The sequence below is a fragment of the Jejubacter calystegiae genome (genome assembly GCF_005671395.1).
In the GTDB taxonomy this organism is placed as follows: Bacteria; Pseudomonadota; Gammaproteobacteria; order Enterobacterales; family Enterobacteriaceae; genus Jejubacter; species Jejubacter calystegiae.
Genome location: NZ_CP040428.1, coordinates 3,107,782 through 3,123,395, shown reverse-complemented (window position 1 = coordinate 3,123,395; position 15,614 = coordinate 3,107,782). Strand labels below are relative to the sequence as shown.

Genomic DNA, 15,614 nt, shown 5'->3' with positions numbered 1-15,614 from the left:
ATCTCATTGTTATTTAAAGGAGTAACAAGGAAAGATGCGAAACGGATCACGCTAAAAATTTCATCGAAAAAGCGGAAAATTTTTTTGTGGCTACCCTATAAATAAGCCGACCCACAGGTCGGCTTATTCAACATCCTGACAACCGTTATCCGGCCACTGCCATACCGACCGTCATATGCAGCCCGTAGAAGACGCCGCGACCAATCAGTTCACCGGCCAGCACCAGTACGAAGGCGATAACCATCAGCCCGGTACCCGGCAGCGCGCCGCGCAATTGCGGCACAATCCATAATGCCAGTGCCAGCGCCACCAACATCAGACGCCAGGAAAGCAGCGCCCCGAAGTCCGGCACCAGCGCCGTCGCCTGCTGCACGGAACTGTGGATCCCCGAAAGCTGCGCCCCCTGCAGCGAGAGCACCACCAGGCTTACCAGCAGCGCCAGCAGCGTAATCGCCGGTAGCAGACGCAGAGCCCAACCTTCCACGCCCGCCACCCGCAGTAGCAGGTAACCCAGCAATGGACCACCGATAAACATGGTCAGGAAGAAACTCAGCGGGGTCCAGAAACCATACCATGTCGGCACGGTATCGATGGTGCTGTATACCCGACTGGTCAGCCAGACAAACACTACCGCCAGCACAATCATCGCCACCAGCCACAAACGCGACAGCAGCGGCGGAAGCTTATTCACCGCCGTCAGTAGCCAGCCAAGACCACCAACCGCAAAGAACAGCGAACCGCCGGCAATCTCATTGCTGAGCGCCGACTGACCGATGCGGTTCAGCGAATTAAAGGCGCGCAGCGGCGAACCCAGGTGCAGTACAGAGGCGATAAAGGCAATGCCCATCAGTACCCACAGCACCACCATGGCCAGCTCGGCCCGACGCCGCTGTTCCGCCGGAAGGTTTCCCCCCAGCAGCGCCAGCGCCATCACAATCGCCCCACCGGCCACACACTGCCCCAGAACGGTGAAGACCATCAGCGGCCATTCATGCCATCCACTCCCCATCTCACACCTCCTTCGGGTTGGCCAGATAACCGGTGGTATCCCCACAGGGACGGCTGCTGGCGTTAGGTTTAATCACAATATTGGGGCGGGTAAAGTGTGCTGCCGGTAGCGGCGCCACTTCCGCCAGTTCGCCATGGGTGCGGCGCAGCTCCTCGATCGGGCCGAAATCCAGCGCCCGCAGCGGGCAGGACTCCACGCAGATAGGCTTATGGCCTTGCGCAACCCGCTCATAGCAGCCGTCGCACTTGGTCATATGCCCTTTTTCCGCGTTGTACTGCGGCGCGCCATAGGGGCAAGCCATATGGCAGTATCGGCAGCCGATGCAGACATCTTCATTCACCACCACGAAGCCATCTTCCCGCTTATGCATGGCGCCGCTCGGGCACACTTTGGTACAGGCTGGATCGGCGCAGTGGTTGCAGGAGATGGAAAGGTAATAGGCGAACACATTCTGGTGCCAGACCCCGTTATCTTCCTGCCAGTCTCCCCCGGCATACTCATAGATGCGGCGGAAGCTGACATCCGGCGTCAGATCTTTGTAGTCCTTACACGCCAGCTCGCAGGTTTTGCAACCGGTGCAGCGGCTGGAGTCGATATAAAAGCCATACTGGGTTGTCATTCTCTACTCCTTAAACCTTTGCCACCTGGACCAGGTTGGTATGGGATGGATTACCTTTGGCCAGCGGGGAAGGACGCTGGGTGGTCAAAACGTTGATGCTGCCTGCGCGATCGATTCGGTTAGCGTCCGGGTTGTACCAGGCCCCTTCCCCCAGCGCCACCACGCCCGGCAGGATACGCGGCGTGACTTTGGCGTGAATATGCACTTCGCCGCGACCGTTAAAGATGCGTACCCTCTCGCCATTGCTGATGCCGCGTGCCCGGGCATCCAGCGGGTTGATCCACATCTCCTGACGACAGGCGGCCTTCAGCACATCGACGTTGCCGTAGGTTGAGTGAGTGCGAGCCTTGTAGTGAAAACCGGTCAGCTGCAGCGGATATTTTTCGCTGAGCGGATCGTCGTAGTTTTCAAAGCCGGCGCTGTAGACTGGAAGCGGATCGATGACATCGTCCTCTTGCAGTTGCCAGCTGGCGGCGATCTGCGCAAGCTGCTCCGAGTAGATCTCGATTTTGCCCGACGGCGTGGTCAGCGGATTGGCCTTAGGATCGGCGCGGAATGCCTTATAGGCCACGTGATGACCTTCTGGATCGCGCTTTTTAAAGATGCCCTGACGGCGGAAGGTGTCGAAGTCCGGCAGTTCAGGAATCGCTTCCCTGGACTGAGCATAGAGATGACGCAGCCACTCTTCCTGAGTGCGTCCCTCGGTAAACTGCTGCTCTACTCCCATCCGGCGGGCGATTTCGCTGGTCATCTCATAGATGGTTTTGCATTCGAAACGCGGCTTGATCGCCTGATCGGCAAAAATTACGTAGGCCATATTGCCGCAGGAGGCATCCAGCGCGAAATCCATCTGCTCAGAGGCGGTACAGTCCGGCAGCAGAATATCGGCATATTTCGCCGACGCGGTCATATGGTTATCAATCACCACAATCAGCTCGCACTTCTGGTCGTCTTGCAGAATCTCGTGAGTGCGGTTGATTTCCGAATGCTGATTCACCAGACAGTTACCGGCATAGTTCCAGACCATCTTGATGGGCACATCCAGCTTATCTTTACCGCGTACGCCGTCTTTCAGCGCCGTCATTTCCGGGCCGCGTTCGATGGCATCGGTCCACAGGAACATTGAGATACTGGTCTGAACCGGGTTTTCCAGGGTCGGCATCCGCACGAACGGCAGACTGTAAGAGCCTTCACGCGCGCCGCTGTTGCCGCCATGGACCCCCACGTTGCCGGTCAGGATCGGCAGCATGGCAATGGCTCTGGAGACCAGTTCGCCGTTAGCATGGCGCTGCGGCCCCCAGCCCTGAGAAATAAAGGCCGGTTTCGCTGTGGCAATCTCCCGGGCCAGTTTGATAATGCGCGCTTCGGGAATACCGGTAATGGCTGAAGCCCAGGCGGGCGTTTTGGCCACGCCATCGCTGCCCTGCCCCAGGATATACGCCTTATAGTGACCGTTAGCCGGAGCCCCCGCGGGCAGCGTTTTTTCGTCGTAACCGACGCAGTATTTATCCAGGAACGGCTGATCCACCAGATTTTCATTGATCATCACCCAGGCCAGCGCCGCGACCAGCGCCGCATCGGTACCCGGACGGATGGGGATCCACTCATCTTCACGACCAGCGCCGGTATCGGTGTAGCGCGGATCGATAATGATCATCCGCGCATCAGAGCGCTCGCGGGCCTGCTCCACGTAGTAAGTCACGCCGCCGCCGCTCATGCGGGTTTCACCGGGGTTATTGCCGAACAGCACCACCAGTCGACTGTTTTCGATATCGGAGGGACTGTTACCGTCTGCCCAGCCGCCATAGGTGTAGTTCAGACCTTCAGCAATCTGCGCAGTAGAATAATCACCGTAGTGATTGAGGTAACCGCCGCAGCAGTTCATCAGACGGGCGACCAGGGTGTTACCCGGCGGCCATGAGCGGGTCATGGTGCCACCGAGAGTACCGGTGCCGTAGTTCAGATAGATAGACTCGTTGCCGTAATCTTTAATCAGGCGCTGCATATTGCTGGCGATAGTATCGAACGCCTCCTCCCAGGAGATACGCTCGAACTTACCTTCGCCGCGTTTGCCTGAACGCTTCATGGGATACTTCAGGCGATCGGCGTTATAAACCCGACGCCGCATGGAACGACCGCGCAGACAGGCGCGTACCTGATGTAACCCTTCATAGTTATCGTCACCGGTATTATCGGTTTCAACGTAGCGGATTTCGTCATTGACCACATGCATCCGCAGCGGACAGCGACTGCCGCAGTTTACGGTACAGGCACTCCAGACCACTTTTTCACGAGCGTCTTCACCCGCTATCGCACCCGCGATAGCCGTTCGGGAAAAGGGCAGCGTCAGTGCGCCGCTGGCGGCCGCCAGGCCACAAATGGCGCCCCCTTTAACCAGCGAGCGGCGGCTGAACTCCGCCGCCAGAATTGCCCCGGAGGATTTGTATTCCATGATACCCCACACATTGCTCATTAAAACGGTACGGCCGGAGGCTGCACCAGTGAAACGATACGGGGAGCGGTAAAGGGTCAACCAAGGCGCCCTTATTTTTTTACGACGGGCTCCCCTGTGCGTGGAATGGTACTGCTTTAGTGGTAGAAGACTTTGTCAGGCATCAAGGCGGGCATAAAAAAAACGCCCGAAGGCGTTTTTTCTTACAGATGTGACTTAACCGATATGCGTCAGGCCATTCATATAAGGACGCAGAGCCTCTGGAATTTCAATGCGGCCATCGGCCTGCTGGTAGTTTTCCAGCACCGCCACCAGGGTACGTCCCACTGCCAGGCCTGAGCCATTCAGGGTATGCACCAGACGCGGTTTCTTCTCGGTCTTGCTGCGGCAGCGAGCCTGCATGCGGCGCGCCTGGAAGTCCCCAACGTTAGAGCAGGAGGAGATTTCACGGTAGGTATTCTGCGCCGGTACCCAGACTTCAAGATCATAGGTCTTACAGGCGGAGAAGCCCATGTCACCGGTACAGAGCGCGACTTTACGGTACGGAAGACCCAGCAGCTGCAGCACTTTTTCGGCGTGGCCGGTCATCTCTTCCAGGGCATCCATAGAGTGATCTGGGTTAACCACCTGCACCATCTCGACTTTATCGAACTGGTGCATACGGATAAGGCCACGGGTATCACGACCGTAAGAACCCGCTTCGGAACGGAAGCAAGGGGTATGGGCGGTCATCTTAATCGGCAGAGACTCTTCTTCCAGAATCTCGCCGCGCACCAGGTTGGTCAGCGGCACTTCCGCAGTTGGGATCAGCGCGTAGTTGCTGCTGTCTGACTCTTCTTCCAGCGGGCGGGTATGGAACAGATCGCCCGCAAACTTCGGCAGTTGACCAGTACCGTACAGCGTTTCGTGATTCACCAGGTAGGGCACGTAGTTTTCGCTATAGCCGTGCTGTTCGGTATGCAGATCCAGCATGAACTGCGCCAGCGCGCGGTGCATACGAGCAATCTGCCCCTTCATAACCACAAAGCGCGAGCCGGTCAGCTTAACCGCCGCGGCAAAATCCAGCCCGCTGTGCATTTCGCCCAGCGTCACGTGATCGCGCACTTCGAAGTCGAACTCACGCGGGGTACCCCAGCGGCTGACTTCGACATTTTCATTCTCGTCTTTACCCACCGGTACGCTGTCGTCCGGCAGGTTGGGAATGGTCAGCGCGTAATCGCGAATTTCATTCAGCAGGGTATCCAGTTCGGCTTTCGCCGCATCCAGCTCTTCACCCAGCTGATTGACTTGCTGACGCAGCGGCTCAATATCTTCGCCGCGCGCTTTCGCCTGGCCGATGGATTTCGATCGGGAATTGCGCTCAGCCTGCAGGTTTTCCGTTTTGACCTGCAGCACTTTGCGGCGCTCTTCAAGCGCGCGCAATTTATCTACATCCAGCTTAAAGCCCCGGCGTGCCAGTTTTTCAGCGACTGCGTCTGGCTCGTTACGCAGCAGATTGGGATCGAGCATGCTTATCCTGTGCTTATCGAATTGAGAACGAATAAAAAGGCCGCAGCCTGCGGCCTGATTGAGATTAGGGTAACCTTACCGCAACGTCCGCACTAGCGGTAGCGTTTTGTCGGGCTATTTTGATCCTGTTCAGCGAGCCAGGCGAGCTTTTCGCCAATCTTGCCTTCAAGGCCCCGGGAAGTGGGATGATAATAGCGGGTCTGGCCCATTTCTTCAGGGAAATAGACCTCACCGGCGGCATAGGCGCCGGGCTCATCGTGGGCATAGCGATACTCCTGCCCGTAGCCCATCTCTTTCATCAGTTTGGTGGGCGCATTGCGCAGATGGGGCGGCACATCGTAGTCGGGACGCTCGCGGGCATCGGCCATCGCAGCCTTGAAAGCGGTATAGACCGCATTGCTCTTGGGTGCGCAGGCCAGATAGACAATGGCCTGAGCGATGGCGCGCTCCCCTTCCGCTGGCCCTACCCGGGTAAAACAGTCCCAGGCGGAAATGGCCACCTGCATGGCGCGGGGGTCGGCATTACCCACGTCTTCAGACGCGATCGCCAGGCAGCGACGCGCCACATAGAGTGGATCGCCACCGGCCGTGATAATGCGGGCGTACCAGTAAAGGGCCGCGTCCGGCGCCGAACCGCGCACCGATTTATGCAGCGCCGAAATCAGATCGTAGAAGCGATCGCCTTTATTATCGAAACGGGCGCTGCGTTCACCGGCAATTTCAGTCAGTAGCGCAGGCGTCAGTATCCGTTTGCCGGCAGCGTCGGCGTCGGCCATATCGACCATCATCTCGAGCGTATTTAGCGCCCGGCGGGCATCGCCATTGACCAGCCCGGCAATCGCCAGCCGCGTCTCATCCGGCAGTACGATATTTTGCCCGCCAAAGCCGCGCGCTTTATCCTCCATGGCCTGATTCAGCACCTTTTCGATGTCTGACGTGGTCAGGGATTTCAGCAGATAGACTCTGGCCCGGGACAGCAAAGCCGAGTTAAGTTCGAAAGAAGGATTTTCGGTGGTGGCGCCAATAAAAGTGATAGTGCCGTCTTCAATATGGGGTAAGAATGCGTCCTGCTGGCTCTTATTGAAGCGGTGCACCTCATCAACGAACAGGATGGTACGTCGACCCGCATTGCGGCTCTGGCGAGCCCGTTCAATGGCCTCACGAATATCCTTTACTCCGGAAGTTACCGCGGAGATTCGCTCCACGTCAGCATTGGCGTAGTGGGCAATCACTTCTGCGAGGGTGGTTTTTCCGGTGCCTGGCGGTCCCCAGAGGATCATCGAATGGAGCTGTCCGGCTTCAATCGCTTTCGGCAACGGTTTGCCAGGGGCCAGTAAATGCTGCTGGCCGATATACTGAGCCAGATTCTCTGGCCGCATGCGCGCGGCCAGAGGCTGGAAGCTGTTATCGGAAAAATCGAGCGACAGATTGCTCACTCAGGCCTCTACTTGCGTTGGTCGTCCACCGTCACGCCCTGAGGCGGGGTAAACTTAAACTTGCTCATATCCACCGCACCGTTCTTCTGGGACTTGAGCTGGTAGCTGCTTTGCTGCCCGTCCTGCTCCACGGCGCCGAACTGGTTGATGGTTCCGTTGTTGCTTACGTTAATGGTGAACTCTTTCAAATTCCCACCGCTACGCTTCGGCGTCAGCACAAAGCTATCACCGCTTTGCCTGATATTATACTGCTGCCAGTCGCTGGACTGATTGCGCGCAATCAGCATAAAAGGAGTATTGCTGGTGGCATCTTTCAGCCAGGTCGCGCTGGCCTGCTCGACAAACGGGTTATAGAACCACAGCGTTTTACCATCGGAGACCAGCACGCTTTCGTCCGGTGCCGTCATATGCCAGTTAAAGAGATCCGGGCGCTTAACCCACAGCTGACCTTCACCCTCCTGCACTGCCGCGCCGCCCGCGTCCGTCACTTTCTGGGTAAAACTGGCTTCAAAGCTGCTGACTTTATCCAGGCGGCTCTTCAGGTCGCTGGCAGCACTCGCCCAGGCGTGACTCATGACAAACCCCGAGGCCAGGGCACAGGCAATTGCGACTTTCTTCATAATGTTCCCTCAACGTTTCGCCCCCGGTGGGGGTCGTTCTGGCTATCTATGTTGCCGTTTAGCCTGGCGCCTGCCAGCGGAAATGGCTGATTTTCCATTTCTTTACGCAACTTTGCACGGCGCCGACAGGCCAGACCGCCGCTATTCGAACGGCGGCGGAGCCAGCACTTCACGGTTGCCGTTATGGCCCTGCGGGCTGACAATCCCCTGCGCTTCCATCTGTTCGATAATACGCGCCGCGCGGTTATAACCGATGCGGAACTGGCGCTGTACTCCGGAGATCGACGCCTTACGCTTTTCAACCACGAAGGCGACCGCCTGGTCGAACAGCGCATCCAGCTCTTCTTCGCCGTCGAAACCGCCGCCGCCACCTTCACCGCCGCCGTCGGAGGTAATACCGTCAACATACTGCGGACGGCCGCGCGCTTTCCAGTCCTGCACTACCGCATGTACTTCCTGGTCGCGCACAAAGGCGCCATGGACGCGCATCGGCATGGTGGAGTTTGGCGCGGCATAGAGCATATCCCCCATCCCCAGCAGCGACTCAGCACCGCCCTGATCGAGGATAGTACGGGAGTCAATTTTACTGGAAACGGTAAAGGCGATACGGGTCGGGATGTTGGCCTTGATCAGACCCGTGATAACATCCACCGACGGACGCTGAGTCGCCAGCACCAGATGAATACCCGCGGCACGCGCTTTCTGGGCCAGACGCGCGATCAGCTCTTCCACCTTCTTGCCTACGGTCATCATCAGATCGGCGAACTCATCCACCAGCACCACGATATAAGGCTCTTTTTTCAGTACCGGATGGGTGGTATCCATGCTGTCGCCCGGCTTCCAGAACGGATCGGGGATAGGACGGCCCATACGCTCGGCCTCTTCCACCCGTTCGTTATATCCGGCCAGGTTACGCACGCCCAGCGCCGACATCAGCTTATAGCGGCGCTCCATCTCGTTAACGCTCCAGCGCAGCGCGTTAGCGGCGTCTTTCATATCGGTGACCACTTCGGTCAGCAGATGTGGAATGCCCTCATAGACCGACAGCTCCAGCATTTTGGGGTCGATCATAATAAAGCGAACCTCTTCCGGCGTCGCTTTATACAGCATACTGATAATCATGGCGTTAACGCCCACCGACTTACCGGAACCGGTAGTACCGGCCACCAGCAGGTGAGGCATTTTCTGGAGATCGGCCACCACGGGATCGCCCGCGATGTCCTTACCCAGTACCACAGACAGCGGCGATTTGCTTTCGCGGAACTTGTCGCAGTCCAGCACTTCTCGCAGGTAGACGGTCTGGCGTTTCTTGTTCGGCAGCTCCAGGCCGACATAGGGTTTACCGGGAATCACCTCCACGACGCGTACCGCCACGGTAGAGAGCGAGCGGGCCAGATCGCGCGACAGGTTAGAAATACGCGCGGCCTTCACCCCCGGCGCCAGATTCAGCTCAAAGCGGGTGATGACCGGACCCGGCGAATAGTTCACCACATCGGCCTTAATACGGAAGTCGGCCAGCCGTGCTTCAACCAGGCGCGCCATCTGCTGGAGCGCGAAAGTATCCACGGGTTCGACTTCCGTCGGCGGCGCCGTCAATAGATCGAGGGTCGGCAGCGGCGTCGTTGGCCTATGCAGCGGACGATCGTCTCCATTACGCACCAGGAACGGGTGGATCAGGCTGTCCTGAGGCGGCTGCGCCCCATAGCCCGGCTGTTGCGCCGGTGGCTGCTGAGGCTGTACCGGCTGCTGGGGCTGTATCGGCTGCTGGGGCTGAGCGCCATAGCCAGGCTGCTGTACCGGCGCCTGCTGAGGTTGTACCGGCGGCTGCGGTTCGACCGGTTCAAACAGGGATGCCGGACGCTGAGGCTGCGGCACAGCGGCAGGCGTAGACGGGTGCTCCTCCTGCTCGCTGCTATAGCGCTGACGCTGGGTTTCGGCGAACTGACGCGCCAGCTCGGCCTGAAGCGCGGCGTCTTCATCGTCGTTTTCATCAACCGTCGCTTCGTCGTGATGATACTCTTCGCCGTAGCGCTGCTGCTGGCTGGCGGCAAACTGGCGGGCCAGCTCATCCTGCTGCATGGCTTCGATCTCATCATCGCTGAGATCGTTGTTCGAAAGTCCGGCCCGGGCGCGCTCTTCGGCCTGGCGCTGGGAAGGCAGCTTAATTCCGTAGGAAGCCAGTTCACGTCGCGTCGGCACGCGCACCCGATTCGGACGCGGCAACTGCGGGCCAATCCCCTCTTTCACCTGAGGACGAGGGGTCCAGGAGGCGGCACTCGCGGCTGACGCCGCCACGGCGGCACCCGCAACGCCTTTCGCCACCTGAGCGGCATGCTGGGGATCCGGCACGGCGGCTCCATCCGGCAGCCCGGCATCGTCAGGCATAAAGGTCGCACCAGGCACTTCCTGGCTAACGTCCGGTCTGGCTGGTTCCGGTTCACGTCCCTGTTCAGGAACAGGCTGATACCAGGCTTCCAGTTGCTCACGTTCACGAGCGCGGCGCGCCTCAACTTCTTCAAAGTGATAGAGCGGCGGACGAGAAGGCTTCACCTCCTCTTCCCCAACCTGCGGCTGTGCTCCGTGCGCTTCAACCTGTGTAGCGCTTTCCAGCGCGGAATCTTGCGGATACTGCTGAGGCTGATGCCAGGGCTCAGACGGTTGAGATTGCGGATACGGCTCCGGCTGATGATACGGCTGGGACTGTTCCGGCTGTAGCTGCGGCTCCTGCTCAGGAGTCTGAGGCGACCAGTGGCTGGTCACTTCGTTCGGTAATTGCTGCGCGGCATGCTGGTAAGGCTGCGCCACCGGGATATTTTCCGGCGCCGGGGCGATAACCGGTTCCGGCGTGACGGTGGTCGGCGCAGGCTCCCAGTTGATAGCGGGCGCGCTCCCGCTTTCCGGAGCAGGCATCTCCACCCGTTGGGTCGAAGGCGCCGCCATCTGCGCCTCGTTCCACTCACTGGCGGGCTGAGCGACGGCGGCCTGGGTAATCGGCTGACCGTTCATCAGCGGGTCGTCCGCGAAGTCAGCGATGGTATGGCCATTCAGCAGCGGGTCATCGCTATAGCGTTCCTGTCCGCGATAAGGCGCAGCATCCGCCGCCTGACCGGAAAACAGCGGATCCTCTTCATCCATCCGCTTACCGGAAAAGAGAGCGGCATCGCTTTTGTGCCCTACCGGGTTGGTAAATTTTTCCGCCAGGCGACGGCGGCGAGCCAGTGCCCCCTGCAGAATGCGGGCGCGGCGCGATTTGTTTGACTCCGGCGCCGGCTGCGGGCTCTCTTCGTCGTCGTACTCTTCGTCATCGTACTCGTCATCCTGCCAGGTGTTGTCACGACGGGTTCGGTTACTGGCAAAGGTCAGCACCGTCAGCACCAGGCTGCCCAGCTTTTCGGCAATGTTGACCCAGGACCAGCCGGTGAACAGCGTCAGACCCGCGGCCCAGACGCACAGCAGCGCGATGGTTCCGCCGCTGCTGTTCAGCAGCGGCATCATGGCAGTGCTGAGCAGGCTGCCAATCACGCCGCCAGAGGCAAAGTACCAGATATCATCGGCGTTAATCGCCGCCAGGCCGCAGGAGGTAATAATCAGCGCTAACGCTCCGATAAGGCGCAGCGATATGGCGAAATAATCGATGTAGTCATCGTTATCGCGACGGCGCCAGGCGAAGGCGCAGGCGCCGAGAATAATGATCGGGATAGCCCAGGCCATCACGCCGAAAATGAAAAACAGCGTATCTGCAAGCCAGGCACCGGGTGCCCCGCCCCAGTTATGGATCGGCTCATGCCAGGCGGTCTGAGACCAACTGGGATCGGAGGGATTAAAGCTGAGTAAAGCGACGATCAGGTAGACGGCAAACAGTGCGATCAGCACCAGCAACGCCTCATACAAACGGCGTCCGCTGCTCAGCCTTGTCAATGTGACTTCTTTATCTTCTGTATATTCCTGGCTCAAAAAAAGCTCTCCAGGTTTAAGGGTGCCCGACAACACAAGGGAGGCGTTTTCGGCCTCGCGTCGGTGCGTTGAACCGTTGCAGGAGCAGCCCGTAGCTAAAACGGACAGCAGCGCCAGGCTGCCCCGGCACTGCTGCTGTATGGATTAACAGGAGTGTAATCAAACTACGCCGATTTTGCACCTGCTCCGTATTAGCGGGTCTTAATTACCAGACGATTACTCTGTTTGACCTCTTCCATCACCACATAGGTGCGGGTGTCGTTAACACCTGGAAGGCGCAACAGGGTTTCCCCCAGTAACTTACGATAGGCTGACATATCCGGCACGCGGGTCTTCAACAGATAGTCGAAGTCACCGGAAACCAGATGGCACTCCTGAATTTCTTCGAGTTTCTGAACGGCGGCGTTAAACTGCTCAAATACATCCGGCGCCCCGCGATTCAGAGTAATCTCAACAAATACCAGTAATGATGCATCCAGATAATGCGGATTCAGCAGCGCGGTGTAGCCCTGGATAAAGCCCTGCCGCTCCAGACGACGAACGCGCTCAAGACACGGCGTCGGTGACAGACCCACTCTCTTTGAAAGCTCAACGTTAGAAATTCGCCCGTCCTTCTGCAGCTCATTAAGAATGTTTCGGTCGATGCGGTCGAGATCTTTGCCAGGGCGCTTCTTGCTATCTACCATTATTATTGTCTCTCTGTATTCCTTCCTTCACCTGCCATACCCGTAAACAGTCACTGTTCCGGGTTACGTGAGAAGACCGTTGCCGAAATCACGGCAGCCATCGACATTACCCATGGCGTCTGTCCACGCCATGGGTGCTGGCGATAACCCGGTAAAAGCGCACAACCTCCCTCGCCACGGCAGACGTGGCCTGAACTTACGCGCTATGCTTCCCCAAATGTTTTCGCAAATGCGCAGGTGATTGTCAAAGTAAAACATCGTTTTTTAGTGAAACATGCCAGATATTCATGACCCATTACGATTATTCCTCATTTTTTCACCCCCCTGCCCTGCGTTTTTCACCATTTTTTTCTGCTGATTGCCTGACTTATTGGCGTTGCCTATTACACATATCGTTAACAAAACGGTAATGCTCTTTTTTTGCCGCGACAAATTCCCTACAATCCAGCCCATTGTCAGCCAACGAAAATGAGGATCTCATGGCCACAGCGAAACATTCCCGGCTGCTGATTCTGGGCTCTGGCCCGGCGGGTTATACCGCCGCCGTCTATGCCGCCCGAGCCAATCTGAATCCGGTACTGATTACCGGTATGGAAAAAGGCGGTCAGCTTACCACCACCACCGAGGTGGAAAACTGGCCCGGCGATCCCAGCGGTCTGACCGGCCCTCTGTTGATGGAGCGTATGCATGAACACGCTGAGAAATTCGACACTGAAATTCTCTTCGACCACATCAGCAAGGTGGATCTGCAGAACCGTCCGTTCCGCCTGACTGGCGACAGCGGCGAATACACCTGCGACGCGCTGATTATCGCCACCGGCGCCTCTGCCCGTTACCTGGGTCTGCCCTCTGAAGAGGCCTATAAGGGACGCGGCGTTTCCGCCTGTGCGACCTGCGATGGCTTTTTCTACCGCAACCAGAAAGTCGCTGTCATCGGCGGCGGTAACACGGCCGTGGAAGAGGCGCTGTATCTGTCGAACATCGCTTCCGAGGTGCATCTGATCCATCGCCGCGATAGCTTCCGCGCCGAGAAGATCCTGATCAAACGCCTGATGGATAAAGTGGAGAACGGTAATATTATCCTCCACACCGATCGCACGCTCGACGAAGTCACCGGCGATGAAATGGGCGTCACTGGTCTACGCCTGCTTGATACCAAAGATCCACAGCACAGCGAAGAGCTTGAAGTGATGGGCCTGTTCGTGGCTATCGGCCACAGCCCCAACACAGGGATCTTCGACGGGCAGTTGGATCTGGAAAATGGCTACATCAAGGTGCAGTCCGGTAGCCAGGGTAACGCCACCCAGACCAGCATCCCCGGCGTATTCGCCGCAGGGGACGTGATGGACCATATCTATCGCCAGGCCATTACCTCTGCCGGTACCGGCTGTATGGCCGCGCTGGACGCAGAGCGCTATCTGGATGGGCTGGCCGATAAAGCCTGATTTTCCTCCTGAATGATTAAGGCGGCCTCATAAGGTCGCCTTTCTTTTTGCTGCGATGTAACATTGCGGGGCACAATCGCCGGTCTGGCGAATGGATTTTAATTGACCCCCTGGCTTGCAATGAAAAAGACCCGTCAACAAGAGCTTAGCCGCTGGCTGAAGCAACAGAGCGCTCCCTCCCGACGCTGGCTTAACCTTTCACGTCTGCTGGGCGTTATCAGCGGCCTGTTAATCGTGGCCCAGGCCTGGCTGCTGGCCCGCCTGCTCGACCATATGATCGTCGGCGCAATTCCCTCGGAAGCGCTCCTTTTGCCTTTTGCGCTTTTGCTATTGGTGCTGATCCTGCGCGCCTGGGTGGCCTGGTTGCGCGAAAAAGTCGGCTTCCAGGCAGGGCTCCATATTCGTCGCCAGATTCGCCACAGGGTGCTGGATCGTCTGCAGCAGGCTGGACCGGCCTGGATACAGGGCAAACCGGCCGGAAGCTGGGCCACGCTCATCCTTGAGCAGGTCGAGGATATGCACGATTACTACGCCCGCTATCTGCCGCAGATGGCGCTGGCAACGACGATTCCGTTGCTGATTGTGCTGGCGATTCTGCCCTCAAACTGGGCCGCCGCGTTAATTCTGCTGGGTACCGCGCCGCTAATCCCGCTGTTTATGGCGATGGTCGGCATGGGGGCCGCCGATGCTAACCGCCGTAACTTCCTGGCGCTGTCGCGTCTGAGCGGTCATTTTCTCGATCGCCTGCGCGGTATGGAGACCCTGCGCCTGTTTAACCGCGGCGCGGCCGAAACCGACAATATTCGCCACGCCTCTGAAGATTTTCGCAGCCGTACCATGGAGGTGCTGCGTCTGGCGTTCCTCTCGTCCGGCGTGCTGGAGTTCTTCGCCTCGCTCTCTATCGCCCTGGTGGCGGTCTACTTCGGTTTCTCTTACCTGGGGGAGCTCAACTTCGGCCATTACGGCACTGGTGTAACCCTGTTTTCCGGCTTTCTGACGCTGATCCTGGCGCCGGAGTTTTTCCAGCCGCTGCGCGATCTGGGCACCTTCTATCACGCCAAAGCCCAGGCGATCGGCGCTGCAGATAGCCTGCAGCAGTTTATGGATTCGCCGCAGCACGCCCCCGAGCACGGTACTCGTACTCTCAATAGCGAAGGCGCCCTTAACCTGGAAGCCCGCGATCTGGTCGTGCTTTCTCCCACCGGCGCACGACTGGCCGGCCCCCTGAACTTTACCCTGAACGCCGGGGCCCGGGTGGCGCTGGTTGGCCAGAGCGGTGCCGGGAAAAGCTCATTACTGAATCTGTTGTCCGGTTTTCTTCCCTATGAAGGTTCCCTGACCGTTAACGGTATTGAACTGCGCGAGCTGGACCCCGACAGCCTGCGCGCCAGACTGAGCTGGCTGGGGCAGAACCCGCGCCTGCCGGGCCGGACCCTGCGCGATAATATTCTGCTGGCCGATCCCACTGACGAAACGCGCCTGAAACAGGCGATTGACGATGCATACGTCAGTGAATTTCTGACCCAGTTACCTCACGGGCTGGACAGCGAACTGGGGGAAAACGCCGCCAGCCTGTCAGTAGGTCAGGCCCAGCGCGTGGCGCTGGCGCGAGCGCTGATCGTCCCCTGCGGTCTGTTGCTGCTGGACGAACCCGTCGCCAGTCTGGACGCCCACAGCGAAGAGCTGGTGATGGCGGCACTCGAGCGGGCCGCACGGCGTCAGACCACCCTGATGGTCACCCACCAGCTCGACGTCCTACAGACCTGGGATGACATTTGGGTGATGCAGGAGGGCCGGATAGTGCAACAGGGAAACTGGCAACGGCTTGCTCAGGAAGAGGGCCCCTTTGCCCGCCTGCTGGCTCATCGACAGGAGGAAATTTAA

General features: G+C 58.5%; 10 protein-coding genes. 2 read left to right on the top strand and 8 right to left on the bottom strand.

Translation table 11 applies throughout. The features are described from left to right. Positions 1-145: 145 nt before the first annotated feature. From FEM41_RS14330 to lrp, 8 genes are all read right to left on the bottom strand, one after another. Positions 146-1,009 carry a DmsC/YnfH family molybdoenzyme membrane anchor subunit gene (locus FEM41_RS14330; RefSeq protein WP_138096612.1) on the bottom strand — a complete coding sequence of 288 codons (864 nt, stop codon included), beginning with the start codon at positions 1,007-1,009 and terminating at the stop codon, positions 146-148. 1 nt (position 1,010) lies between these two features. Next, positions 1,011-1,628, bottom strand: a complete 618-nt coding sequence (locus FEM41_RS14325) for a DMSO/selenate family reductase complex B subunit (protein WP_138096610.1) — start codon at positions 1,626-1,628, stop codon at positions 1,011-1,013. A gap of 10 nt (positions 1,629-1,638) precedes the next feature. Further along, a complete protein-coding gene (gene dmsA, locus FEM41_RS14320; protein WP_138096609.1) occupies positions 1,639-4,080 on the bottom strand; it encodes a dimethylsulfoxide reductase subunit A in 2,442 nt (813 codons plus the stop codon). A gap of 216 nt (positions 4,081-4,296) precedes the next feature. Then, positions 4,297-5,589 carry a serine--tRNA ligase gene (gene serS, locus FEM41_RS14315; RefSeq protein ID WP_138096607.1) on the bottom strand — a complete coding sequence of 431 codons (1,293 nt, stop codon included), beginning with the start codon at positions 5,587-5,589 and terminating at the stop codon, positions 4,297-4,299. Positions 5,590-5,681: 92 nt separating this feature from the next. Beyond that, positions 5,682-7,025, bottom strand: a complete 1,344-nt coding sequence (locus FEM41_RS14310) for a replication-associated recombination protein A (protein ID WP_138096605.1) — start codon at positions 7,023-7,025, stop codon at positions 5,682-5,684. A gap of 8 nt (positions 7,026-7,033) precedes the next feature. Further along, the gene (gene lolA / locus FEM41_RS14305) at positions 7,034-7,645 is read right to left on the bottom strand and encodes an outer membrane lipoprotein periplasmic chaperone LolA (RefSeq protein ID WP_138096604.1); all 612 of its coding nucleotides are present in this window, start codon (positions 7,643-7,645) and stop codon (positions 7,034-7,036) included. A gap of 141 nt (positions 7,646-7,786) precedes the next feature. Further along, a complete protein-coding gene (locus tag FEM41_RS14300) occupies positions 7,787-11,599 on the bottom strand; it encodes a DNA translocase FtsK 4TM domain-containing protein (protein ID WP_138096603.1) in 3,813 nt (1,270 codons plus the stop codon). Between the two features lie 191 nt (positions 11,600-11,790). Continuing rightward, positions 11,791-12,285, bottom strand: a complete 495-nt coding sequence (gene lrp / locus FEM41_RS14295) for a leucine-responsive transcriptional regulator Lrp (protein WP_000228469.1) — start codon at positions 12,283-12,285, stop codon at positions 11,791-11,793. 479 nt (positions 12,286-12,764) lie between these two features. Here lrp and trxB point away from each other — a divergent pair, with 479 nt between their 5' ends. Further along, positions 12,765-13,730: a thioredoxin-disulfide reductase gene (trxB, locus tag FEM41_RS14290; protein ID WP_168198801.1), complete on the top strand. Its 966-nt coding sequence runs from the start codon at positions 12,765-12,767 to the stop codon at positions 13,728-13,730. A gap of 120 nt (positions 13,731-13,850) precedes the next feature. Further along, on the top strand, positions 13,851-15,614 hold the full coding sequence (gene cydD / locus FEM41_RS14285) for a heme ABC transporter permease/ATP-binding protein CydD (protein ID WP_138096601.1): 1,764 nt from the start codon (positions 13,851-13,853) through the stop codon (positions 15,612-15,614).